Source organism: Nocardioides luteus, from assembly GCF_000960475.2.
Taxonomy (GTDB): Bacteria; Actinomycetota; Actinomycetes; order Propionibacteriales; family Nocardioidaceae; genus Nocardioides; species Nocardioides luteus_A.
Map to the genome: position 1 here is coordinate 156,361 of NZ_JZDQ02000002.1, position 24,361 is coordinate 180,721.

Sequence of the window (24,361 nt, forward strand, 5' to 3'; positions counted from 1 at the left end):
GACGTCTCGGCCGCCGCAACTGACGTCTCGGCCGGCATTTCTGCCGACTCGGCGGGGATAAAGCAAACGCCCCGGCCTAAACGGCCGGGGCGTCGCTATTGACCGACTACTCCGAGTCGGGCTTGGGCTTCTCGATGTTGATCGGCTCATCCTGGTCGGGGAGCTCGATATCGGTCACGGTCGCGCCCTCGAGAGGGGGAACGTCCGGGATGGAGGAACGCTTCTGACCCTCGAAGGTGAACTTCGCGGCCGGACCCTCGCCCTCGACGTCCACGACGACGATCGAGCCGGGGCCGATGTCGCCGTAGAGCATCTTCTCGGCGAGCACGTCCTCGATCTCGCGCTGCACCGTGCGGCGCAGCGGACGAGCACCCAGGACCGGGTCGAAACCGCGCTCGGCGAGCAGCTTCTTCGCGGCCGTGGTGAGCTCGATGCCCATGTCGCGGTCCTTGAGGCGGATCTCGACGGCACCGATCATGTTGTCGACCATCGCGATGATCTGCTCCTGCGACAGCGGCGGGAACACGATGACCTCGTCGACACGGTTGAGGAACTCCGGACGGAAGTGCTGCTTGAGCTCGTCGGAGACCTTGGCCTTCATCTTCTCGTAGGAGCCCGCGGCGTCGCTGGCCTGGGAGAAGCCCAGGTTGACCGACTTCGCAATGTCCCGCGTGCCGAGGTTGGTGGTCATGATGATCACGGTGTTCTTGAAGTCGACCACGCGGCCCTGGGAGTCGGTCAGGCGACCTTCCTCCAGGATCTGCAGCAGCGAGTTGAAGATGTCCGGGTGGGCCTTCTCGACCTCGTCGAAGAGGACCACGGAGAACGGCTTGCGGCGCACCTTCTCGGTGAGCTGGCCGCCCTCCTCGTAGCCGACGTAGCCCGGAGGCGAACCGAAGAGTCGCGAGACGGTGTGCTTCTCGCCGAACTCCGACATGTCGAGCTGGATCAGCGCGTCCTCGTCGCCGAAGAGGAACTCGGCGAGCGTCTTGGACAGCCAGGTCTTACCGACACCGGACGGACCGGCGAAGATGAACGACCCGCCGGGGCGCTTCGGGTCCTTCAGACCGGCACGCGTGCGTCGGATGGCGCGGGACAGGGCCTTGACCGCCTCGTCCTGACCGATGACGCGCTTGTGGAGCTCGTCCTCCATGCGCAGAAGGCGCTGGGACTCCTCCTCGTTGACCTGGACGATCGGGATGCCGGTCGCCACGGCGAGAACCTCGGCGATCAGCTCCTCGTCGACCTCGGCGACCTCGTCCATGTCGCCGGCACGCCAGGCCTTCTCACGCTCGGCCTTCTTGGCGATGAGCTGCTTCTCCTCATCGCGCAGACGCGCCGCCGCCTCGAAGTCCTGGCCGTCGATCGCGGCCTCCTTGCGCTGGCGCACGTCGGCGATCTTGTCGTCGTACTCCCGCAGGTCGGCGGGGGCCGTCATCCGGCGGATCCGCAGACGCGAGCCGGCCTCGTCGATCAGGTCGATCGCCTTGTCCGGCAGGAACCGGTCGGAGATGTAACGGTCGGCCAGCGTCACCGCGGAGACCAGAGCCTCGTCGGTGATCGTCACCCGGTGGTGGGCCTCGTAACGGTCGCGGATGCCCTTGAGCATCTCGATCGCGACCGCGATCGAGGGCTCCGGCACCTGGATCGGCTGGAAACGGCGCTCGAGAGCGGCGTCCTTCTCCAGGTATTTCCGGTATTCGTCCAGCGTGGTCGCACCGATGGTCTGCAGCTCGCCACGAGCCAGCATCGGCTTGAGGATCGAGGCGGCGTCGATCGCGCCCTCGGCCGCACCGGCACCGACAAGAGTGTGGATCTCGTCGATGAACAGCACGATGTCGCCGCGGGTCTTGATCTCCTTGAGCACCTTCTTGAGGCGCTCCTCGAAGTCACCGCGGTAACGCGAGCCGGCGACGAGCGCACCCAGGTCGAGCGTGTAGATCTGCTTGTCCTTGAGCGTCTCGGGAACGTTGCCCTTGACGATGTCCTGGGCCAGGCCCTCGACGATCGACGTCTTACCGACGCCGGGCTCACCGATGAGGACCGGGTTGTTCTTCGTACGCCGCGACAGCACCTGCATGACGCGCTCGATCTGGCCCTCGCGACCGATGATCGGGTCGAGCTTGCCCTCACGGGCGTCCTGGGTCAGGTTGCGGCCGAACTGGTCGAGCACGAGGCTGGAAGAAGGAGCCTCGGTCGAGGTGGTGCCGGTCGACGCGGTGGCGCCGGAGGTGCCGGCCTGGCCCTCCTTGCCCTGGAAGCCCGAGAGCAGCTGGATGACCTGCTGGCGGACCCGGTTGAGGTCGGCGCCGAGCTTCTGCAGCACCTGGGCCGCGACGCCCTCGCCCTCACGGATCAGGCCGAGCAGGATGTGCTCGGTGCCGATGTAGGAGTGGCCGAGCTGCAGCGCCTCGCGCAGGGACAGCTCGAGCACCTTCTTGGCACGCGGCGTGAACGGGATGTGCCCGGACGGCGCCTGCTGACCCTGGCCGATGATCTCCTCGACCTGGTTGCGCACCGCCTCGAGCGAGATGTCGAGGGACTCGAGGGCCTTGGCCGCGACGCCTTCGCCCTCGTGGATGAGGCCGAGCAGGATGTGCTCGGTCCCGATGTAGTTGTGGGAGAGCATGCGGGCCTCTTCCTGGGCCAGCACGACCACCCGGCGGGCTCGGTCAGTGAACCGCTCGAACATGTACGCATCTCTCCTAAGAATTCTGGGGCGTCACCAAGATTCAACCCCGCAGACAGCCTACGCGTTCCCGACAACACAACGCGATCCGTGCGCTGAGAGCGAACAAGCGTTTCGTACGCCGGACGGTCCCCCTCCACGGCCGGCCCCGGACAAAGACGGCTGCCGCGCCCCGGAGGGCGCGGCAGCCGGTCGTTCGGTGCGGTGCGACGGTCGGTCAGTGAGCCGCTTCGAAAGCCGCTCGGACATCGGCCGGAATGCGGCCGCGGTCGGGAACGGTGTAACCGTTGGCCTTGCCCCACTCGCGCATGACCTTCGGGGTGGACCCACCGGCAGCAGGCGCCTTCTTGGCGCTCCCACGACGACCGCTCACCTTCTGCGCGTGGCCGATGAAGAGAGCGAGAGAATCACGAAGCTTTGCCGCATTGGCATCGCTGAGATCAATCTCGTAAGAGGTGCCGTCCAGGGCAAAAGACACCGTCTCTGCAGCTTCCGAGCCGTCGATGTCATCCTCGAGGATGATCTGAACCTTCTTAGCCATGTTCCTACCTTCACTGCTCTTCACCCGGAAACGGGCCGAATATAGCCATCGCCGTTAAGCGAGATGCCCATAGCATTACATACGATCCAGATGAATCAACAGGTCGCCATACTGAAAAAACTAACGAATGACATTTCGTTGGAATATGAGCTCGAGACCTTGCAACGTCAGCCACGGAGAATGCGTCGAGAAACATTTACTCTCGCCCAGAACGAACTCCGCGAGATAGCCGGTCGCAATCACGGTGACTTCATCGGTGGGGACATCCAGCTCCGCGATGATCCGGGCGACCAGACCCTCGACCTGGGCGGCGACCCCGAAGACCATTCCGGACTGCAGCGCCTCGACGGTGTTCTTGGCGATCACCGACCGGGGCCGGGCGAGCTCGACCTTCCGCAGCTGCGCGCCGCGCCGCCCCAGAGCCTCCAACGACAGCTCGATCCCGGGCAGGATCGCGCCACCGACGTACTGCCCGGCGGCGTTGACCACGTCGAAGGTCGTCGCCGTCCCGCCGAAGTCGACCACGATCGCGGGTCCGCCATGAAGGGTCACCGCGGCGACCGCGTTGGCGATCCGGTCGGTGCCGACCTCGCGCGGGTTGTCCATGAGGATCGGGATGCCGGAGCGTACGCCCGGCTCGACCACCACGCTCGCGACCGAGCCCAGGTGGCGGGCGATCATCTCGCGCCACTCGTGCAGCACCGAGGGCACGGTCGCGCAGACCACCACCCCGGAGATGCCCGCCACCAGCGGGTCGCCCATGGTCCCCCGCAGCAGCGCCCACCACTCGTCGGCGGTGCGGTGCTCGAGCGTGGAGACCCGCCAGTCCGCGGACACGACGCCGTCGGCGATCAGCCCGAGAACCGTGTGGCTGTTACCGATGTTGACCGCGAGCAGGGACATGGCGGGGACGCCTCAGCCCTCGGACAGGTCGAAGCCGATGTCGAAGACCTTCACCGAGTGGGTCAGCGCACCGACGGAGAGATAGTCGACACCGGTCTCGGCGACCTCGCGGGCCCGGTCGAGGGTCAGCCCGCCGGACGCCTCGAGCACCGCACGGCCGGCGGTGATCTCGACGGCCTCCTTCATCATCGCCGTCGACATGTTGTCGAGCATGATCCGGCCGCAGCCGGCGTCGAGGAGCGCCTTGAGCTCCTCGAGCGTGGTCACCTCCACCTCGATCGGCACGTCCGGGTAGGCGAACTTCACGGCCTCGTAGGCCTGCACCGCCCCGCCCGCGGCGACGATGTGGTTGTCCTTGACCAGCGCCATGTCGGAGAGCGACATCCGGTGGTTCGCGCCGCCGCCGCAACGGACGGCGTACTTCTCCAGCGCCCGGAAGCCCGGCAGCGTCTTGCGGGTGTCGAGGACCTGGGCGCCGGTGCCCTCCAGCGCCTCGGTCCAGGCCGCGACACCGGTGGCGACACCGGAGAGGTGGGAGGCGTAGTTGAGAGCCGTACGCTCCGCGGTCAGCAGCCCGCGGGTCGGCCCGGCGATCCGCATGATGACGTCGCCGGCCTTCACCTTCGACCCGTCCTTGACGCGGTCGGTGACCGTGACGTGATCCCCCATGACGTACGCGAAGACGAGCTCGGCCACGCCGAGGCCGGCCACCACGCCGTCCTCCCGGGCGGCGAAGACGCCGATCCCGGTCGAGTCGGGGGCGATCGTGGCCACGGAGGTCACGTCCTCACTGGGCATGTCACCGGGGGCGGCCGAGGGCAGGTCCTCGTCGAGAGCGAGCTCCACTGCGTCGTAGACCTCGCCGGCGTCCAGGCCGGCACTGGTCAGCTCGTCGCGCAGCGACTGCGGGATCTCGTCGAAGGGCACGCGTCGGATGGTCATCAGGCTCCTGCCATGGTTGAGGTGGTGCGGTCGGTCGCTGGGGCCGGGGTGAAGCTGACGACAGTCTCGCCGTCCCGGAGCCGAACGTCGAAGTGGCCGGCGAACCCGGCATCGTCGCGCTCGGCGAAGTCCTCGCGCCAGTGGGACCCGCGGGTCTCCTCGCGCAGCAGCGCCGCCTTCGCCAGCGCGAGCGAGACGGTCAGCAGGTTGGTCGCCTCCCAGGCCGCCGGGTCGATCTCGGCCGCCGGGGTGCTCCCGAGCTGCTCGAGCTCGTCGATCGCCTCGGCGAGACCGGTCGCGTTGCGGAGCACGCCGACCTTGGTCGTCATCGTCTCCTGCAGCTGCTTGAGCGCGTTGCCCGGGACGAGCACCCGTCCGGCGCCGGGGGCGGGATCCTCGAGCTGGCGCAGCTCGCCGGGCAGCACCTCGGCGATCCGGCGCGAGAAGACCAGTCCCTCGAGAAGGGAGTTGGAGGCGAGCCGGTTGGCACCGTGGACGCCGCTGCACGCGACCTCGCCGGTGGCGTAGAGCCCGGGTACGTCCGAACGACCCCACAGGTCGGTGCGGACGCCACCTGAGGCGTAGTGGCAGGCCGGCGCGACCGGGATCAGGTCGGCCGACGGGTCGACCCCGTGCTGCTCGCAGGAGGCCAGGATGTTGGGGAAGCGCTTCTCCCAGAACTCACGGCCGAGGTGGCGGGCGTCGAGCCACATGTTGGGGTGGCCGGTCTCGAGCATCCGCTTCATGATCGCCTTGGAGACGATGTCTCGCGGCGCGAGGTCGCCGAGCTCGTGCACACCCTCCATCAGCCGGTTGCCGTCCCAGTCGACCAGGAAGGCGCCCTCGCCGCGTACGGCCTCGGAGATCAGCGGCTGCTGGCCGCGGGAGTCCTCACCCAGATACATCACGGTCGGGTGGAACTGGACGAACTCGAGGTCGCGCAGCGTCGCTCCTGCCCGCAGCGCGATCGCCATGCCGTCGGCGGTCGCGACGGCGGGGTTGGTGGTCTGGGAGAAGACCTGGCCGAGGCCACCGGAGGCCAGCACGACGGCCCGGGTACGCACGATCCCGACGCCGTCGGCGTCGCCCTCGCCCATCACGTGGATGGTCAGGCCGGCCACGCCGCCGTCGGCGGCCGTGAGCAGGTCGACGACCATGGCGTGCTCGAAGACCAGGATCTCCGGAGCCCGTCGCACGGCCTCCATCAGCGCGCGCTGGATCTCGGCCCCGGTCGCGTCGCCGTCGGCGTGCGCGATCCGGTCGCGGCGGTGACCGCCCTCGCGGGTGAGCGACAGGTTGCCGGCCGGGTCCTTGTCGAACTCGGCCCCCCACTCGATCAGCTCGCGGACCGCCTCGGCGCCCTCACCGACCAGGACGCGTACGGCCTCCAGGTCGCACGCCCCGGCGCCGGCCACGAGCGTGTCGACCTCGTGCTGAGCAGGGGTGTCACCCTCGCCGAGCGCCGCCGCGATGCCGCCCTGGGCCCACTGCGTCGAGCCGGCCTGGAGCACGTCCTTGGTGACGACCGCGACCCGCTCGACCTGGTCCTTCAGCCGCAGCGCCGCGGTCAACCCGGCGATCCCCGAGCCCACCACGATCACGTCCGCCCACTCGGTCCAGCCCGGATCGCGGGCGGACAGGAGCTCGATGTTCATAGCGGCACGCTACTGCGTGAGAACGAGCGGTCCACGCATCTGGTCGGTCCCTGGAACCGGCTCGCTCCGGTCGGAGCCGAGCGCGACGATGTGGTTGGCCTCGTCCACGTGGACGACGTGCGGCTCGAGAGCCTTCGCCTCCTCGGTGCTCATCTGCGCGTACGCGATGAGGATGACGAGGTCGCCGGGGTGGACGAGGTGGGCGGCGGCGCCGTTGATCCCCAGGACACCCGACCCGCGCTCGCCGGCGATCGTGTAGGTCTCCAGCCGGGCACCGTTGGTGATGTCGACGATGGAGACCAGCTCGCCGGGGAGGATGTCCGCGGCGTCGAGGAGATCGGCGTCGACGGTGACCGAGCCGACGTAGTGGAGGTCTGCCTCGGTGACCGTGGCGCGGTGGATCTTGCCGGTCATCATGGTGCGCAGACGAGTCATCGGGATGCTCCGATCGTGAGGCTCATGTTGTCGATGAGGCGGGTCGTGCCGACCCGGGCGGCGATGAGGATCCGGGCTTCGGTGGCCGGCTCCGGGTCGGTGGGCAGCGCTGCCAGGGCGGGGTCGGTGATGACGAGGTAGTCGAGGTCGACCCCCTTCGCGCGACGCAGCTCGGCGCGAGCCGCCTGGAGCGCGGCCTCGACGCCGTGCCCGGCCTCGGCCTGCGCTGCGTAGAGGGCGCGCGACAGCGTCGTCGCCTCCTCCCGCTGCTCGGGCGAGAGGTAGCGGTTGCGCGAGGAGAGGGCCAGCCCGTCGGGCTCGCGCTGCGTCGGTGCGCCGACCACGTCGACGCCGAGGCACAGGTCGGCCGCCATCCGGCGGATGAGGGCGAGCTGCTGGTAGTCCTTCTCGCCGAAGACGGCGACGTCGGGCTTCACCAGCCCGAACAGCTTCGCGACGACGGTGAGCACGCCGCCGAAGTGGCCCGGGCGGGTCTTGCCCTCGAGCACCTCGGCGAGCGGCCCGGGGGCCACGGTGACCTGCGGGTCACCACCTGGGTAGACCTCCTCCACCGACGGTGCGAAGACGACGTCGACGCCCTCCCGCTCGCAGACCTCCAGGTCCGCCTCGAGGGTGCGCGGGTAGCGGTCGAGGTCCTCGCCCGCGCCGAACTGGAGCGGGTTGACGAAGATCGACACCACGACAGGGCCAGTGGACCCGACCCGCTCGCGGGCGACCCGCATCAGCGAGGCGTGGCCCTCGTGGAGCGCGCCCATCGTCGGCACGAACCCGACAGGGATGCCGTCGCGGCGGGCGGAGTCGAGGAGCTTCGCGAGCTCCTCGCGAGTGGAGGCGAGAACGGTCATCACTGGTTCCAGAGGTGGGCGGGACGCGGCAGCGGCTGCACGGCTGCACGGTCGGCGTCGTCGAGCAAGTTCTTGATCTTGAGCGCCCGGATGGGCAGCAGCCGCCCGTCGGAGACGGCCCGGTCGAGCGTGGCCCGCGCCATCGAGACGTACGACGCCAGGGTCTGCGGAGCGTTGGTGCGGATGTCGTCGAGGTGGGCGGCCACCGTGCCGGCGTCGCCACGGACGATCGGTCCGGTCAGCGCCGCGTCGCCGTGCTCCAGGGCGTTGTCGAGGGCGGCGGTCAGCAGCGGCCGCAGCGTGCCCGCGGGGTCGGTGGCGCCGGCGGCGGCGAGGATCTCCATCGCCTCGGTCACGAGGGTGACCAGATGGTTCGCACCGTGGGCGAGACCGGCGTGGTAGAGCGTCCGCATCTCCTCGGGCACCCACATCGGGTTGCCACCGAGGTCGTGGACCAGCGCCTCGGCGAAGCCCCGGTCGGCCGGCGTGGCGGCGGTCAGGCCGAAGACGCAGCCGGAGAGGCGGGCGAGGTCGACCGACGTGCCGGAGAAGGTCATCGCCGGGTGGACGGCCATCACGTGGGCGCCGATCGCGGCGGCCGGCTCCAGGATCGCCAGGCCGTGGCGACCGGAGGTGTGGGCGACGTACATCCCGGGTCGGATCGCACCGGCATCGACCATCGTCCGGACGACGTTGCCGAGCATGTCGTCGGGGACGGTGAGAAGAAGGAGGTCGCACGCGCGGGCGACAGCGGTCGGCTTCTCGACCGGGACACCCGGGAGAAGAGAGGCGATCCGCGCGCGAGAGGCGTCGGACTCTCCGGCGACCGCGACGATCTCATGACCGGCGGACCGAAGTGCTGCAGCAAGGACGGCCCCGACGCGACCCGCGCCGACGACGCCCACCCTGAGTGGGTTCATGGTTGTAGACCTTTCGTTCCAGTCCCTCCGACCACTCCCCCTGGTGAGCGGAGCCGGGTTGGGTACCAGACGTTGTGCCTGCCTGCTCAGCCACCGTGACCGAGCTGTATTGTTTCGGGCTTCGCTTCAACGAAGCCGAAACAAAGGTACGCCGCCGGACACTCTTCCGAAACATCACGCTGCAGTGACTGCGATCACACCAGCGGTGGCCATGCCGCGGATCACACGCTGAACCAACGGCTGGGTACCACCTCTCCCCCAGCATTGGAGTCAACCGCGAGCAACGTGGAAGAATCCACGGCTCCTCGTCATCTATCAAAGGGTCAGAGTTCAGTGCTTCGTAACGTTGCCGTGCTGCTTGCCGGCGGTGTGGGCTCCCGCGTGGGTCTCGACATCCCGAAGCAGCTCATCAAGATCGCCGGGATGCCGATCATGGAGCACACCCTCGGTGTGCTCGACCGCCACCCCCAGATCGACGAGATCATCATCCTGATGGCCCCGGGCCACCTCGACGCCGTGCACGCGATGACCCGCGACGGCCGCTACCCGAAGGTCTCCAAGATCCTCGAGGGCGCCGAGACCCGCAACGAGACGACCAAGCGCGCCCTGGCCGCCCTCCCCGAGGGCGAGGACTGCAACGTACTCCTCCACGACGCCGTACGTCCGCTGCTCAGTGAGGACGTGATCACCGACTGCTTCAAGGCGCTGGTGACCTACCAGGCCGTCGACGTGGCGATCCCGTCCGCGGACACGATCATCGAGCTCAACGACGACAACACCATCGCGCAGATCCCGGACCGCTCGCGGCTGCGCCGCGGCCAGACCCCGCAGGCCTTCCTCGCCTCGACCCTGAAGCGCGCCTACGAGATCGCCGACCAGGACCCGACGTTCAAGGCGACCGACGACTGCAGCGTGGTGCTGAAGTACCTGCCCGACACCAAGATCTGGGTGGTCGACGGCCACGAGCAGAACATGAAGGTCACCGAGCCGATCGACGTCTACATCGCCGACAAGCTCTTCCAGCTCACCGCCCACCAGCAGTTCCCGCAGAAGTCCGAGGACGACTACCGGGCCGCCCTCGAGGGCAAGAACATGGTCGTCTTCGGCGGCAGCTACGGCATCGGCGCCGACATCGCGGAGCTGGCCGAGTCCTACGGCGCCAACGTCGCCTCCTACAGCCGCTCGGCCACCAACACCGACGTCTCCAAGCGGGCCGACATCGTCGCCGCGGCGGCCGACGCCGGCAAGCGCTTCGGCTCGATCGACTTCGTCGTCAACACGGCCGGCGTGCTGCCCCGTGGCGAGCTCGCCACCGTGTCCGAGGAGACGATCTACAGCGCGACCGAGATCAACTACATCGCGCCGGTCCTGATCGCCCAGGAGTTCTTCCCCTACCTCGCCCGCGCGAAGGGCTCCCTGCTCTTCTTCACCTCGAGCTCCTACACCCGCGGTCGCCGCGGCTACGCGCTCTACTCCTCCGCCAAGGCGGCCACCGTCAACCTGACCCAGGCGCTCGCCGACGAGTGGGCCGACCAGGGCGTACGCGTCAACGCGATCAACCCCGAGCGCACCGCGACCCCGATGCGCACCAAGGCGTTCGGCCAGGAGCCCTCCCACACGCTCCTGGAGTCGAAGGCGGTCGCCCGGGCGTCGCTGGAGACCCTGATCGCGTCGAGCACCGGCCACGTCATCGACCTGCGCCGCATCGACCCGATCCAGGAGGCCCTGGACGCCGCGGCGGGGAACTGATCCGATGACCAGCGCCCCGACCAGCGCCCCGGCCGACACCTCGACCGCCCCCGCGGACGCGGCCCCCGCCCCCGACCCGGCCCCCGCCCCCACCAAGGTCGTACGCCGCTCCCGGCTCGGCGCGCTCGACGCGCTCCGGTTCCTCGCGGCAGCCGTCGTCGTCGGTTACCACCTGACCGGGATCTCGACCCCCTACTGGGGCGTCGACCCCCGCGAGGTCTTCCCGACCCTCAACCACGTCACCCGCTATGGCTACCTCGGCGTGGAGCTCTTCTTCATCATCAGCGGTTTCGTGATCCTGATGACCGCGTGGGGACGCGACCTGCCCCGGTTCGTCTCCTCCCGCGTCGCCCGGCTCTTCCCCGCCTACTGGGTCGCGGTGATCATCACGCTGATCCTCCAGGCCTACTGGAAGGGCGGCCGCGACCAGGGCTTCGTGGGCGGCCTGATCAACATGACGATGACCCAGGACGCCTGGAACGTGCTCAGCGCCCAGGGTGCCTTCTGGACGCTCTGGATCGAGCTCAAGTTCTACCTGCTGATCGGGATCTTCCTGCTCCTCGGGATCACCAAGCAGCGGGTCATCGCGATGGTCTTCCTGTGGCCGCTGATCGCCCAGATCGCCCGCGCGACCGACTCCGGCGTGCTCAACTCGCTGCTCTTCGCCGAGTACGCCCCGTTCTTCGCGATGGGCATGGCGCTGTTCCTGATCTACCGGTTCGGCAACTCGTTCATCGCCTGGCTCGCGGTGGCCTACAACGTGATCCTCGGCATCCGTCAGGCGACGGAGTACGCCGACCGGGCGACCGAGCTCGTCGGCGCCACCGTCTCGCCGGCGGTCACCGGCTGGGCGATCGTGGCGTTCGCGGCGCTCGTCTGGCTGGTCTCGGCCGGCCCGCTGGGCCGGGTGGAGGCACGCTTCCTGACGACGCTCGGGGCGCTGACGTACCCGCTCTACCTGATCCACGCGCAGTTCGCGTTCTGGGTGATCGACACGTTCCACGGCCGCTACGACGAGTACGTCGTCCTGGCCGCCGCGGTGTCGACCGCTCTCGTGCTGGCCATCGCTCTCCACTACCTGGTCGAGCGCCGCCTGCACGATCCGGTGCGCGACGCCGTCTTGCGCGGTTTACGAGAGACGCCGCTGAAGCAGCGCTAGGGCATGTCTGGTGAAGACACGGCGGCCGCGAGCGGCGTTTCGGGCCGATCTGGCAAGGCGTCCGCTGCGAAGGCATCCTGGAGGCTGTCGAGCGGCGGCAACGCAGCCAGATCGGATGCGAAACGTCGCGTAGCGGGCGTGGATTCGCCAGACATGCCCTAGTGTCGCTCCATGCGGCCCCGGCACGTCAATCCATCCCGTGTACGCCTGCGCCAGGAGATGGCGCGCTTCGCCAAAGGCACCAAGCGTGGCATGCGTGTGCTCGACGCCGGGGCCGGACGTTCGCCCTATCGGGGGCTGTTCAAGCACGCCCACTACGAGGCCGCTGACTTCGCTCAGCTCAGCTCGGCGTACGCACCCCTGGACTACGTCTGCGACATCACCGACATCCCGGTCGACGACGGCCACTTCGACCGGGTGATCTGCAACCAGGTCCTCGAGCACGTGCCCGAGCCGGAGAAGGCCGTCGCCGAGCTCTACCGGGTGCTCAAGCCCGGCGGCCGGATCTTCCTCTCCGCGCCGCTCTTCTTCGCCGAGCACCAGAAGCCCTACGACTTCTTCCGCTACACGCAGTTCTCGCTACGGAAGATGTTCGAGGAGACAGGCTTCGAGATCGCCCGGATGAACTGGCTCGAGGGCTACTTCGGGACGGTCGCCTACAGCTACCAGCTGATGGCGAAGAACCTCCCCGAGAGCGTCGACGAGCTCCGCGGGCGGGGACTGCGCTGGAAGCTCGCCTACGTCGCCCCGATCGTGCTCCTCAACCGGAAGCTCGCCGTCCACCTCAGCCGCCTCTACGCCAGGCTCGAGGTCTCCGGCCGACGCTTCGAGCGCGGGATGCCGAAGAACTACGTCGTGGTCGCGCGCAAGCCGCTCACGGAGACGCCCACCGCATCGGCGCGGCCGGAGACCGAGAAGAAGGTCGCCCGGACCACCGCCGACCTCGAGGCCGAGGTCGAGCGGCTGAGGGCGGAGACCATCCGCACCCGGGAGTCCGTACGCGACCCCCTGGCCGACCTCCCGCTGCCCGCCGAGGTCCGCACCGTCCTCGACGGCGTCCGAGCCGAGCACCTCACCTACCTCAAGCCCGAGAACCTCGAGGTGCTCGCGCGCCAGGTGCTGGACGCCGACCTCCAGGACCGGCCGGGGCTGATCATCGAGACCGGGGCCGCGCTCGGCGGCTCCGCGATCGTGATGGCGGCGGCGAAGGACCCGAAGCGGCCGATGAAGGTCTACGACGTGTTCGGGATGATCCCGGAGCCGTCCGAGCGCGACGGCGAGGACGTGCACCAGCGCTACCGCACCATCGTCAGCGGTGCCTCGAAGGGGATCGGCGGGGAGACCTACTACGGCTACCGCGACAACCTCTACGACGAGGTCAGCGCCTCGTTCGCCCGCCACGGGATCGACCCGGCCGAGCACAACGTCGAGCTGGTGCAGGGCCTGTTCCAGGACACGCTGCGGATCGACGAGCCGGTGGCCTTCGCCCACCTCGACGGCGACTGGTACGAGTCGACGATGACCTGCCTGGAGCGGATCGTCCCGCACCTCGTCGTGGGCGGCCGGATCGTCCTGGACGACTACTTCCACTACAGCGGGTGCCGCGACGCGGTCGACGAGTACTTCCAGGGCCGGCCCGGGTTCCGGCTGGAGCGGCGGATGAAACTCCACGTGGTCCGTGTAGGCGAAAAAGGCCTGTAGGAATACCCGGTTAACCGGGTATTCCTACACCCGGATCAGCGTCGCTGCAGGTGCAGCACGTCGTTCGGACCGAACGACACCTCGAAGTTCGGCCGTACGTCACGCGGCCGGCCGAGCCTGGTCTGCCAGTTCCAGTTGTGGACGGTGAACCGGAGCCGCAGGTCCAGGTTGCGGGAGTCGGCGGAGAACTCCTCGAAGACCTCGGCGAGGTCGAACCGGGAGGAGAGCCGGAAGGCGCCCCGGCCCTCGGGCGAGACCTCGAGCGGCAGCGAGGCGACCTCGCCGGTCTCGTTGCAGACGGCGTCGAGGGTGACGATCCGGTCGGCCATCACGCCCTTGGGCCACTCGCCGATCACGTGGAGCGTGGCGTCGAAACGGAGCGTACGGGAGTCGCGGAAGGCCGCCGAGCTCGCCTGGGTGCGCCCCAGCCGGCTGGCCGGACCGGGGAGCCGGGTCGCGACACCCTCGGGCATCGGCCGCGCCCAGCCGAGGGCGTGGACGTCGAGGCGGGCACGTGCCTTCTCGATCCGGCCGGGCCGCTGCGCGACCGCGCCCTCGAAGGCGACCCGCCAGTCCTCGAGGAAGGCGCGCCAGGTGTGCTTGCTCGCCTTCTCCAGCGCCTTGCGGGACATCTCGGCCACCATCTCGGGGGCGTCGATCATCCGGATGCAGCGCTCGGCGACGGCGTCGATGTCCTCGGCCTCGACGATGAAGCCGTCGACACCGTCGCTGATCTGCTCGCGCGGACCGTAGTTGATGTCGTAGCTGATCACCGGGCAGCCGAAGGAGAGCGACTCGAGCGTCGCCAGGGGGTAGCCCTCGTTGACGCTGGTCATGATGAAGCCGGTGGCGTGCAGCAGCGCTTCCTTGGCCCGCGGGTCGTGGCCCATGAGCTGGACGTTCTTGCCGACGTCGAGGGTCTCGATCAGGTCCGCGAGCGGCTTGTAGAGCTTGCCGTCGCCGTAGATCTGGAACTTGGCCTCGGGCCGCTTCTCGATCACCTTCGCGAAGGCCTTGATGGCGTGCTCGAGGCGCTTCTGCGGCTCGAGGCGGGCGACGGTGACGAAGGTCGCCGGCTCGCGCTCGGGCATGGTCTCGGGCAGCTCCGGCAGCTCGACCGGGTTGGGCACGACGAACCGGTGCGAGGTCGAGCCGTAGCGCATCGCGATGTGCTCGGACTGGCGGTGGGTCAGGTTCACGAGGGCGTCGTACTCGTGGATGTTGTCGAGCAGCGGCGCGTACTTGCCCGAGAGCTGGGAGTTCCAGCGCCGCTCCTTCACCACATGGTTGTTGTGCATGAGGTGGAGGAAGTAGAAGCGGTCGTCCTGGCGGGGCATGACGTCACGCAGCGCGAACCGGGAGTCGGTCACGAAGAAGACCCGCTCGGCGTCGCCGGCGAGGATCTCGAACCAGTGCCACAGCCAGCCGCCGACGGTCTCCCAGGACCGGATCGGAAGCCCCTCGGCGTCGGTCAGGATGTAGGGCACCCGGGACGCGGCGGGGGCACCCGGACCGGGCGCGCGCAGGTAGATCGACCCGTCGGCGCGACGGTAGTCGCGCGCCAGGTCCTTCCCCGACTGGGAGTGAGCGGTGTAGTAGACGGTGCCGTCCGGGTGGAGCACGTCCGAGGTGGTCGTGCCGGGCACCTCGGCCAGTCGCCCACCGAGCGCGGCGACGGACTCGTCGGGCTCGTCGGTGGGGGTGTGCTGGCGATACCACTCGTAGAGGTTGAGCAGTTCCATGCCCTCGATCAGCTGGCCCGAGTCGCGCAGCACCTGGCGCACCTCGTCGTAGACGGGCTTCGACTCGGTGGTCAGCAGCGTGGTCGGGATCCCGGTGTGCTGCGTGATCAGCCGGTTGCGCATGATCATCGCCCGGGTCTGCCCACCGAACTTCGTCGCGATCTCGTTGCACATCGTGAGGTAGCGGCCCTCAGGGAGCGCGACCTGCTCGCGGGGGTTGGGGATCGGCATGCGCAGAGGTTAGTCGGCGTCTTTGGGGATTGCCGATTCTTCGGGCAGGATATCCGGTCTGGATCATAGGGGGGACCGTGTGAACGGACCGCGAACAACGCGGCTCCGCCCAACGACAATGCGTCGAACCATCAATGAAGGAGTCCCATGGCCAGCCCAGCTCGACGACTCGCTCGCCAGCTGCTTCCCGAGCGCCTGCGTCAGAGCCTGACCGCCCGGGTCCCGTCCATCTCGGAGGGCGCACCGCAGCCCGCGAAGCCGGCACCGATCTCGATCGAGGTCGAGCCGCTCGTCGTCGCCGCTGACCTCGAGGGTGCGGTCAACGCGGCCGGCGGGGGCTTCTACGAGCGCGCCTGGGCCCTCTTCCAGGGCATCCCGGTGGAGCAGTGGGCCGCGAAGGCCGCCGACGAGTACGTCATGTCCGGCCTCCACGTCGACCCCGACGCCACCCGCGCGACCCTGCGCGACCTCGCCGAGTCCGGCGCTGCGTACGTCCCGGGCCGCGCGTGGCTCGCGATGACCAGCCGCGTCTTCGGCTTCGGCGACCAGGAGCTGGCCCGCAGCCTCTACGCCCGGCTCGACGAGGCCGTCGGCGACGGCACCAAGGGCGACACCAAGTGGGTCGTCGAGAGCCGTGACTGGCTGCGCTCGTGGGTCGCCGCCGACAACGACGAGCCCGAGGCCCCGGCCGCGCCGGAGGGCACCGTCTCCTACGCCGTCGTCGACTACGGCCACCCCGGCCGCTCCCGTGCCTCGGCCAACATCGGCGACCACGTCCAGACCCTCGCCTCCCTCGGTCACGTGGTGCGCCACAAGGACCTGGAGTTCACCGGCGAGTCCGAGCTCGACGACCTCGCCGAGCGGCTGCGCGACCGGGTCCGTCCCGAGCGCGTACGCGAGGGCCTCTCGGCCAAGGTCCAGCTGATGACCCTCCAGCGCGACGCGTCGATGTACCAGCCGGTCCCGAAGGACACCTGGATGCTCGGCTTCGGGTGGTACATGCACCCCATCTTCGAGATGCGCTACGGGATGCCGTTCCACAAGAACCTGCGCCCGATCTTCGTCTCGTTCCACTGCAGCACCCGCGCCATGATGACCGACGAGACGATCGACTACCTGAAGCAGTACGCCCCGATCGGCTGCCGCGACTGGACGACCGTCGACATCCTGCTCTCCGTCGGCGTGCCCGCCTTCTTCTCCGGCTGCCTCACCACCACGGTCTCGACGGTCTTCCCCGACGCCACCGAGCTCCCCGGCCCGGACGCTCCCGTCGGCTACGTCGACGTCTTCGACGGCTCCATCCCCGAGGGTGCCCCGACCTACGCCCAGGGTGGCCTCGACGAGGTCCGGTTCCGTCCGTTCGTGCAGAACATCGACGACGCGATCACGATGCTCGAGGGCTACCGCCGCGACCACCGCAAGCTGGTCACCAGCCGCCTGCACTGCTACCTGCCCGGTCGCAGCATCGGCATCGACATCGACTTCCGTCCGAAGAACCTCTCCGACCCCCGCTTCGCCGGCCTCAACCCGCTCACGCCGGACGAGTTCGACGGCATCCGGGAGAGCATGAACGACCGGCTCGAGAAGATCCTCACCAAGATCTTCTCCGGCGCGAGCGTCGAGGACGTCTACACGCTGTGGCGCGAGATGAACGCCGCCGAGGTCGAGATCGCCCGTGAGCGCCGCGCCGGCGCCCGCAAGGTCGGCGAGCTGGTCAGCTCGATCGCCGAGGACGTACGCAGCAACCCGGTCAGGACCCCGGAGCAGGTCCCGGCCGACGCCATCCACGTCGCCGTCTCGGCCCGCCCGAAGCAGCGCCCGAAGCTGCGCCGGCTGATCAAGTCGATCGCGGCGTACTCGTCCCGTCCGGTCCACCTGTGGGTCCACACCGGCGGCACCGACCTGCGGCTCGACGAGCTCGCCCGGCCGGGCATCACGCTCAGCGCGCTGGACGTCTCCGGCTTCGACGGCATCAAGCAGCCCGACGGCAGCCTGCTGCCGATCGGCCAGCTCGAGCGGCTCGTGGTCGCCGACCTGCTCCCCGACGTGGACAAGCTCGTGATCCTGCCGGTCTCCGCGGTGCTCACCGAGGACATCGCCGGCCTGGCCGACACCGACCTCGAGGGCAACCTGCTGGCTGCCACCGACGTCGTCGGCACCCGCGGGGTCAGCGGCTTCCAGCAGATCCACGCCGCCGCCAACAAGCAGGCCGAGCGCACCACCGAGGCGGCCGAGCTGCGTCGTGACGGCCACCAGCGGCACGCCTTCGACTTCGACGCCTTCGACATCGAGGTGCTCGTGCTCGACGCCAAGCAGTGGCGCGACAAGGGCCTGCTCGCCTCGCTGGCGCCCTACGTCGAGACCTACGGGATGACCTACCGCAACGTGGTCCTCCTCGAGGTCGGCCCGCACCGTACGGTCCTGCCGGAGCGCTGGAACGCGATCCCCGGCAAGACCTCGGTGAACAAGCCGGCTCTGGCCCGGCTGCCGTGATCCTGGGCTGAGCCCACCAGCACCGATGGCGCGTCCCCCTCGCGGGGGACGCGCCATCGTCGTTTTCGGGACCTCAGGGCTTGTCGAAGAAGGCCTCGACGACCCGCTCGGTCGCCTTGCCGTCCTGGGTGTACTGGTACTTCGCGTTGAACGCCGCGATCCGGTCGCGGTAGTCGGCCTCGAGCCGGTCCAGGTCGGAGAGCGCCGCGACGACCTCCTCGGCGGTGTCGAGCATCGGCCCGGGGGCGGTGTCGGCGTAGTCGTAGAGGAAGCCGCGGATGCCGCCGGTGTAGTCGGACAGGTCGGGCACCAGGAACACCATCGGCCGGCCGGTGAGGGCGAAGTCGAAGCGCAGGCTGGAGTAGTCGAGCACCGCGGCGTCGGAGGCCAGGATCAGGTCGTTGATCTCCGGGTAGTCGGTGACGTCGATGATCCGGGCGGTGCGCTCGCTGCGCTCGCTCCCCTTGGAGTTGAACCGGTGGCCGCGCAGCAGGATGACGTACTCGTCGCCCAGCGCCTCACTGGCCGCGACCACGTCGAGGTGCTCGACCATCTTCGCCGAGCGGTAGTTGAGCGCCAGGTGGTCGCGCCAGGTCGGGGCGTAGAGGACCACCTTCTGGTGGGAGCCGATGCCGAGCAGGTTGCGCGTACGCTCGCGGGCCTCCTCCGCCGACGGGAGCACGAGCGCGTCGTCGCGCGGGTAGCCCTCGCTGTGGATCGGGCCGTCGTAGGCGTACTCCTCGCGGTAGTAGCGGTCCATCTCCGGCGTCGGGGTGAGGATCAGGTCCCACCCGGCGGTCGTGCGGTCGAGCTCGGCCTCGCAGCGCAGCGGCGAGAACATCTTGGCGCGCCACATCCGCAGGCCCATCGACTTGGCCGGGTAGCCGTGGAAGGTCTGCAGGAACCGCTGACCCTCCCGCTTGTGCCACCAACGGTCGAAGTCGATGTTCTGGACGAGGTATTTCGCGGTGCCGATGACCCGATACCAGTCCGGGCTCTGCAGCACGACCGGGACACCGCCCTCGGGCACCCGGGACGCGTGGTCGGCGACGCCCCAGTAGAGGGTCAGGTCGGGCCGGGTGCGACGCAGGTGCTCGTGGATCGCGAGCTGGGAGTCGGTGGCCGTCGAGCCGGCGTAGGTCGAGAGGTACACCGCGGACTCGTCGATCGGCTCCTCGGCCGCCAGGACGCGCTCGCGGGCGAGGTTGTGGGCGTAGCTGCCGGCGTGGTCGACGGGGATCGGCGGCTGCAGGGTGATCCCGGGGCCGCTGCCGTTGACCGGGCGCAGCCGGACCTCGTCACTGGTCTGGAACTCGGCCTGGTGCTCGAGGAACGCGTTGGTGTGGCGTACGTTGCCCGGGCGCTTGGCGCCGCAGGTGAGCTGGAACTGGTAGACGCCGCTGGGCAGGACGGACTCGCCCAGGCCCCACTCGTCCCAGCGGAGCGAGAAGACGACCTCGAACTCGGCGGCACCGGTGTCGATCTTGACGGTCTCGCTGTGCCGCGAGCCGGAGAGGGTCAGGCGGGCGTGCTTCGGGATCGAGCTGAGCCAGTGGCCGCGGACGGTGATGCGGCCCTCGCCGAGCTCGACACGGTCGACCGCGACGGTGTCGGCGACCTCGATGATCTGGGCATAGCCGCGGCCGTCGCGCGAGGCCAGCACGCTGCCACCGCGTTCGCCGGTCCACGGCTCGCCGAGCGGGTCGGTCCAGACGATCCGGCCCGAGGTCCCGTCCTCGAGCGTCTCCAGCCGCCAGGCGGCGGGCGCTCCCGGCTCGACGGCACCGTGGGCGGGGAGGGTGAGCGTGACCGTGCCGTCGTGGACCGGCGCCTCGACGCGTACGCCGCCACCGATCGCCCGCACGGCCTGCGGAAGCTCACCGGCGAGCGTCAGGGAGACGGTGCGGCCCTCGACCTGCACCTGCTCCAGCGAGGTGGCCGGCGTCGGGACGGCGCGGAAGCTGAGCTGGTCGAGGTAGCGGTCGCAGGCCACCGACAGACCGGAGGAGGTGTGGACCCGGGGCCGGTAGCGCGTCGCCAGGTTGCCTGCGGGGCCGCGGGTGTCGACCTGGACCTCGCTGGTGGTGCGGACGACGCCGTCGACGTCGACGGTGACCTCGAGGTGCCAGCGGCCGGAGGTGAGCTGGGAGAGGTCGACCTCGGTGCGGCAGCCACCCGGGCGGTAGTCCTGGTACTTGTGGCCGATGGTCATGTTGGCCTGCGCGTCGTAGCGCGGCGTCACAGTCAGCTCGATCGGGTCGGGGAGCACCGTGTCGGGGTCGCTCGCGAAGCCGTCCTCGTCGTCCATGTCGACCAGGTCCGGCACCAGGCGTGCGCTGAAGACCGGGGTCTTCTCGGCGAGGTCGACGAGCTCGATCCGCGCCACCAGGTCGACCACGACCCGGTCGGAGTCGAGGGGGCGTACGTCCCGCACCAGCACCCGAGCCGGCGTCTCGTGCTCGTTGAGCGTGGTCACGGCCTCGGGGAGGTCGGTGTCGGGGAAGATCCCGTGCACCTGGCCGTCCTCGATCCGGGTGCGCAGGTTGCCCCGCTCGAACCAGCGGGACGCGACGAACGCGGTGAGCTCCTCGCGCTGGTCGGCGAGGAGGTAGGTCAACCGGGCACGGACCTCGACCGGGAGCTTGAGCCACACCTCCGGGGAGACGTCGTGCTCGATCTCGACGACGAGCTCGCGCAGGCTGGTCCACTGCTCGGGGCTCATCCGCTCGACGTCACCGAGGATGGTGTTGGCGCGGCCGGCGAGGCCGCCGAGCGCCCAGTGGTCGCGCAGGCCGGAGCCCAGCTCGCCGATCGCGACCCACGTCGACCGGGTCTGCTCGATCCACTCCTCCATCCCGAGGGTCTGGTCGTGGAGCTGCTCGACCGGGGTGCCGTCGGCGCGGTCCATGTCGACGCACACCGGCGCGGTGACCACGTCGAAGCGGCTGGCCTTCAGGTAGCCGTCGAAGCCGACCGCGTCGGCGCCGCCACGGCCACCGAAGCTGAAGCCCTGCCGGCGCCAGAACGAGGTGCGGAAGAGCCGGTTGCTCACGCCGACATCGCTCAGCGCCACCGGGAACTCGTCCAGGGTCAGACCGGAGCGGTTCTCCGCGTGCACGAGGTCGTAGGCCGGCACCACCGGCGGGGAGAGCCGCTGGCGGCTCTCGATGCGACCGACCGCGAGGTCGGAGCCGCTGGCCTCCAGCGAGGTGACCAGCGTACGCATCGCGTTCGGGGTGAGGAGGTCGGCAGCGAGCAGGAAGCAGACGTAGGTGCCCCGGGCCGCGCGACCGCCCCGGTCTCGGGCCTCGGCCTGCGTCGCGGAGCTGTCCAGCAGCCGCAGGCGGTAGTCGTCGGGGAGGTCGGCGAGGATCTGGTCGCTCACCACGCTGGCCTGGCCGTAGGGCGCGATGAGGATCTCGAGCGTCGTATGGGTCTGCTCGCGCACGGAGAGGAGCGACTCGGCGAGATACTGCTTGTCCTGGTCGGTTACGGTCACCACGACCGAGACGAGCGGGCCGCGCTCATGGCCGAGAACGCGATGGCCGGCGTCACGAGCCAGTCGACGGACGCCCTGCGGCATCCTTCGTTCGGCGCGACGCAGGACGTCGACGATTCCCTGACCCATGCACATTCCCTCTCGGTTCGGGGGGCGACCCGGATGACGCACCCGCGAATCTGATCGAATCCAGAGGTTACAGGCGAACGAACAGTCTCCCGCACTCCGGCCGATACCCCTCGGGGAACCCTGACCGCTCGAGTGTGCCGACCGTCACAACGATGCCGCCCGGCAGCCGTACGGTGCTCAGGTGCACTCCCGTGCCGGGCCGGTCGTCCGCGCCGGCCATCAGGTCCACCAGGTCGAGGACACCGCGGCCGGTGAGCTTCGCGACGCACTCCGCCCGGGTCCATCGCTCCCAGAACCCCTCGGCGCCGAACCGTCTCGCGAGAGCCGCCGGGACCGTACGCTCCACCTCGCCATCGATCGCCACCGGGACGTCGTAGGAGCCCGTCCAGGCGACCACCCGGCCGTCGTGGAGGTGGCTGCGGGCGCGATGTCCGGCGAGCTCGGCGTCGCCGCCGACGCGGAGCCGGCCGGCGATCATCAGATCGAGCCGCCGCCGTCGATGACGATCGACTGGCCGTTGATGTTGGTCTGCTCGAGCAGCAGCATCCGCACGGTCGGCACGACGTCCTCGGGCGTGGTCATCGCACCCGAGGGCGTACGCCGCGCGATCGACTCGAGCTGGTTCGCGCCGAGCACCGCCGACATCTCCGAGGCGAAGAACCCGGGCGCGACCGCGTTGGCCAGCACCCGGCCGCCGAGCTCACGGGCCAGCGAACGGGTCGCCGCGTCGAGACCTCCCTTGGTGGCCGAGTAGGCCACCAGGCCCTGATAGCCACGCTGGCCACAGATCGAGGTCACGTTGACGACCCGGCCCCTCAGCCCCTTGCCGATCAGCCGTCGCAGCACGAACCGGGTCAGCACCAGGGGCGCGGTCAGGTTGGTCTCGATGATCTGCGCGATCCGGTCGGAGGAGGTGTGCACGTGCAGCGAGTCCTGCCCGATCGCGGCGTTGTTGACCAGCCCGTCGATGACGCCGAGCTTCGCCTCGACCTCCTTGACGAACGCCTGGGCCGCCTTCTCGTCGGTCACGTCGACCGAGCCGACGTGGGTGTCGTCGGGGTACTTCGAGGCGAGCGCCTCGAGCTCGGGGGTCACCGTGCGCGCGAAGGCCGCGACCTTGACGCCGCGCTCGAGCAGGTCGGTGACGATGGCGAGACCGAGGCCGCGCGAGGCGCCGGAGACCAGCACCACGGAGGCGGGCGGGATGGGTTCGAAGTCAGACATCGCTCTTCAGCGTCTCCTTGGCCGGGATCTCGGCGAGCATCTTGATGCGCCGCGGGACGGCGTACTCGGGCAGCCGCTCGGCCGCCCAGCGGGTCAGGTCGTCGGCGTTCACGTCGGACCCGGGGCCGGCGACCACGTCGGCGACGACCATGGTGCCGACCAGCGGCGCCTTCCGGCCGCGCACGGCCGCCCAGGCGACCTCGGGGTGGGACTGCAGCAGGTCGCGGACGGCGCCGACGGACACCTTGGAGCCGCCTACGTTGAGCTCGTCGCGGTCCAGGCGGCCGGTGACCAGCACCCGGCCGTCCTCGACGCGGGCGGCGTCGCCGGTGCGTACGGCGCCGGTCATCTCGGCGCCCGAGGCGTCGGTGCCGTGGTGCGGCGAGGTGATCACCAGCTCACCGTCGACCACCGAGAGCCGCGGGCGGCCGGGTACGTCGCGGTCCAGCCACTCCACCGGGAACCCGGCGCGGCCGTCGTGGACGACGATGGAGGCGCCCACCTCGGAGGAGGCGTAGATCCAGGACACGCGCGCGTCCGGGAAGGCCTCGGTGAGCTGCGTCAGCACGGCCTGGTCGACCGGTTCGCCGCCGAGCGTGACCTGCTCGAGCGGAAGCTTCTGCAGCTCGGCGCCGTGGCGCATCAACGTACGCCGCCAGAACGTCGGGGTCCCGGACACGGCGGTGACGCCGTGCTCGAGCGCGGGCGTCAGCCAGTCGTCCAGGTCGGCCGGGTCGACGAGCACCAGGTCCTGGCCGGGCACGCCCAGCCCGAGCGTGATCACCTGCCACCAGGCGTAGGTGCCGGGCGAGTAGGGGCACAGCCAGGTGCGCGGCGCCAGCTCGCCCGTCACCGTCGAGAGCGACCCCAGGGTGTGACCGACCCGCTTGGGCCGGCCGGTCGAGCCGGAGGTGAGCAGCCAGACCCGGCCGTCCTCGGCCGCGCGGGGACTCGTGGCCGCGCGGACCTCGTCGCCGGCGACCAGGTCGAACCCGGCCGTACGCAGCTCCTCGGCCAGCGCCTCGTCGAGCCGTCCGGCGGCGACGACCAGCAGCTCGCCGCCGTCCTTCAGCGCGGCGACCGCCGGCAGGGCGTCGACGCTGCGCTCGACGACGTGCGCCGTCGGCGTGGGCCGTGGCACGGCCCGCTGGACGAGCTCACCCCAGGTCGTACGCCGCCCCGTGCGGGCGTCGACGACGAGGTTGTCGGCGATCACTGACCCTGGATCTCCACGAGCAGGTCGAGCACGTCGCCGATCGTCTCGATCGAGCGGAGCCCGGCCGCCTCGAAGTTGAGCTCGTCCCCGATCTCGTCCTCGACGCGGAGCGCGAGCTCGGAGAAGTCGAGCGAGCGGAAACCGATGTCCGCCAGCTTCGCGGTGTCGTCGTCCGGAAGGGTCTTCCCCTGCACGGCCACCACCTCGGCCATGAGCTTGCGGACCGCCGGTCGGTCAAGAGTCTCCATGGCCTCGGACCATATAACG

Annotated in this window: 18 protein-coding genes; 4 read left to right on the plus strand and 14 right to left on the minus strand. The window is 69.7% G+C overall.

Features of this window, described 5'->3' with window-relative positions; all coding sequences use genetic code 11:
- Window positions 1–106: 106 nt before the first annotated feature.
- The 8 genes from UG56_RS02070 to UG56_RS02105 form a co-directional block, all read right to left on the minus strand.
- Window positions 107–2,692, minus strand: a complete 2,586-nt coding sequence (locus tag UG56_RS02070) for an ATP-dependent Clp protease ATP-binding subunit (RefSeq protein ID WP_045547126.1) — start codon at window positions 2,690–2,692, stop codon at window positions 107–109.
- Between the two features lie 214 nt (window positions 2,693–2,906).
- Window positions 2,907–3,230, minus strand: coding sequence for a histone-like nucleoid-structuring protein Lsr2 (locus UG56_RS02075; protein WP_045547125.1), 324 nt, complete (start codon window positions 3,228–3,230; stop codon window positions 2,907–2,909).
- Window positions 3,231–3,350: 120 nt separating this feature from the next.
- Window positions 3,351–4,133 carry a type III pantothenate kinase gene (locus tag UG56_RS02080; RefSeq protein ID WP_045547124.1) on the minus strand — a complete coding sequence of 261 codons (783 nt, stop codon included), beginning with the start codon at window positions 4,131–4,133 and terminating at the stop codon, window positions 3,351–3,353.
- Between the two features lie 12 nt (window positions 4,134–4,145).
- On the minus strand, window positions 4,146–5,075 hold the full coding sequence (gene nadC / locus UG56_RS02085; RefSeq protein WP_045547123.1) for a carboxylating nicotinate-nucleotide diphosphorylase: 930 nt from the start codon (window positions 5,073–5,075) through the stop codon (window positions 4,146–4,148).
- Complete coding sequence (locus UG56_RS02090) at window positions 5,075–6,730, minus strand: L-aspartate oxidase (RefSeq protein WP_045547122.1); 1,656 nt, start codon at window positions 6,728–6,730, stop codon at window positions 5,075–5,077. Before UG56_RS02090 ends, nadC begins: the two co-directional genes overlap by 1 nt.
- A 9-nt stretch (window positions 6,731–6,739) precedes the next feature.
- Window positions 6,740–7,165 (minus strand): aspartate 1-decarboxylase, encoded by a 426-nt coding sequence (gene panD, locus UG56_RS02095; protein ID WP_045547121.1) that lies wholly within the window; start codon window positions 7,163–7,165, stop codon window positions 6,740–6,742.
- A complete protein-coding gene (gene panC, locus UG56_RS02100) occupies window positions 7,162–8,031 on the minus strand; it encodes a pantoate--beta-alanine ligase (protein ID WP_045547120.1) in 870 nt (289 codons plus the stop codon). The genes panD and panC overlap by 4 nt, the downstream gene beginning before the upstream one ends.
- Entirely contained in the window at window positions 8,031–8,951 is a 921-nt protein-coding gene (locus tag UG56_RS02105; RefSeq protein ID WP_045547119.1) for a Rossmann-like and DUF2520 domain-containing protein, read from the minus strand. Before UG56_RS02105 ends, panC begins: the two co-directional genes overlap by 1 nt.
- 333 nt (window positions 8,952–9,284) lie before the next feature.
- Between UG56_RS02105 and UG56_RS02110 the strand changes: the two genes are divergently transcribed.
- The 3 genes from UG56_RS02110 to UG56_RS27405 all read left to right on the plus strand — a co-directional run bounded on the left by UG56_RS02110 (window position 9,285) and on the right by UG56_RS27405 (window position 13,560).
- Entirely contained in the window at window positions 9,285–10,700 is a 1,416-nt protein-coding gene (locus tag UG56_RS02110; RefSeq protein WP_045547118.1) for a bifunctional cytidylyltransferase/SDR family oxidoreductase, read from the plus strand.
- A 4-nt stretch (window positions 10,701–10,704) separates the two neighbouring features.
- Complete coding sequence (locus UG56_RS02115) at window positions 10,705–11,859, plus strand: acyltransferase family protein (RefSeq protein WP_045547117.1); 1,155 nt, start codon at window positions 10,705–10,707, stop codon at window positions 11,857–11,859.
- Window positions 11,860–12,030: 171 nt separating this feature from the next.
- Window positions 12,031–13,560, plus strand: a complete 1,530-nt coding sequence (locus UG56_RS27405; protein ID WP_084100330.1) for a class I SAM-dependent methyltransferase — start codon at window positions 12,031–12,033, stop codon at window positions 13,558–13,560.
- 35 nt (window positions 13,561–13,595) lie between these two features.
- On the opposite strand, the gene UG56_RS02125 is transcribed toward UG56_RS27405, so the two are convergent.
- Window positions 13,596–15,533 carry a glycosyltransferase gene (locus UG56_RS02125; RefSeq protein ID WP_045547116.1) on the minus strand — a complete coding sequence of 646 codons (1,938 nt, stop codon included), beginning with the start codon at window positions 15,531–15,533 and terminating at the stop codon, window positions 13,596–13,598.
- A gap of 147 nt (window positions 15,534–15,680) precedes the next feature.
- Between UG56_RS02125 and UG56_RS02130 the strand changes: the two genes are divergently transcribed.
- On the plus strand, window positions 15,681–18,026 hold the full coding sequence (locus UG56_RS02130) for a hypothetical protein (RefSeq protein ID WP_045547115.1): 2,346 nt from the start codon (window positions 15,681–15,683) through the stop codon (window positions 18,024–18,026).
- A gap of 73 nt (window positions 18,027–18,099) precedes the next feature.
- Here UG56_RS02130 and UG56_RS02135 read toward each other — a convergent pair whose 3' ends face one another.
- The 5 genes from UG56_RS02135 to UG56_RS02160 all read right to left on the minus strand — a co-directional run bounded on the left by UG56_RS02135 (window position 18,100) and on the right by UG56_RS02160 (window position 24,342).
- Window positions 18,100–21,654 (minus strand): bifunctional glycosyltransferase/CDP-glycerol:glycerophosphate glycerophosphotransferase, encoded by a 3,555-nt coding sequence (locus UG56_RS02135; RefSeq protein ID WP_177191403.1) that lies wholly within the window; start codon window positions 21,652–21,654, stop codon window positions 18,100–18,102.
- 67 nt (window positions 21,655–21,721) lie between these two features.
- Window positions 21,722–22,132, minus strand: coding sequence for a 4-phosphopantetheinyl transferase family protein (locus UG56_RS02145; RefSeq protein ID WP_052693157.1), 411 nt, complete (start codon window positions 22,130–22,132; stop codon window positions 21,722–21,724).
- Window positions 22,132–22,878, minus strand: coding sequence for an SDR family NAD(P)-dependent oxidoreductase (locus tag UG56_RS02150; RefSeq protein WP_045547113.1), 747 nt, complete (start codon window positions 22,876–22,878; stop codon window positions 22,132–22,134). The genes UG56_RS02145 and UG56_RS02150 overlap by 1 nt, the downstream gene beginning before the upstream one ends.
- Window positions 22,871–24,094, minus strand: a complete 1,224-nt coding sequence (locus tag UG56_RS02155) for an AMP-binding protein (RefSeq protein ID WP_045547112.1) — start codon at window positions 24,092–24,094, stop codon at window positions 22,871–22,873. The genes UG56_RS02150 and UG56_RS02155 overlap by 8 nt, the downstream gene beginning before the upstream one ends.
- On the minus strand, window positions 24,091–24,342 hold the full coding sequence (locus UG56_RS02160; protein ID WP_045547111.1) for a phosphopantetheine-binding protein: 252 nt from the start codon (window positions 24,340–24,342) through the stop codon (window positions 24,091–24,093). The genes UG56_RS02155 and UG56_RS02160 overlap by 4 nt, the downstream gene beginning before the upstream one ends.
- Window positions 24,343–24,361 lie beyond the last annotated feature (19 nt).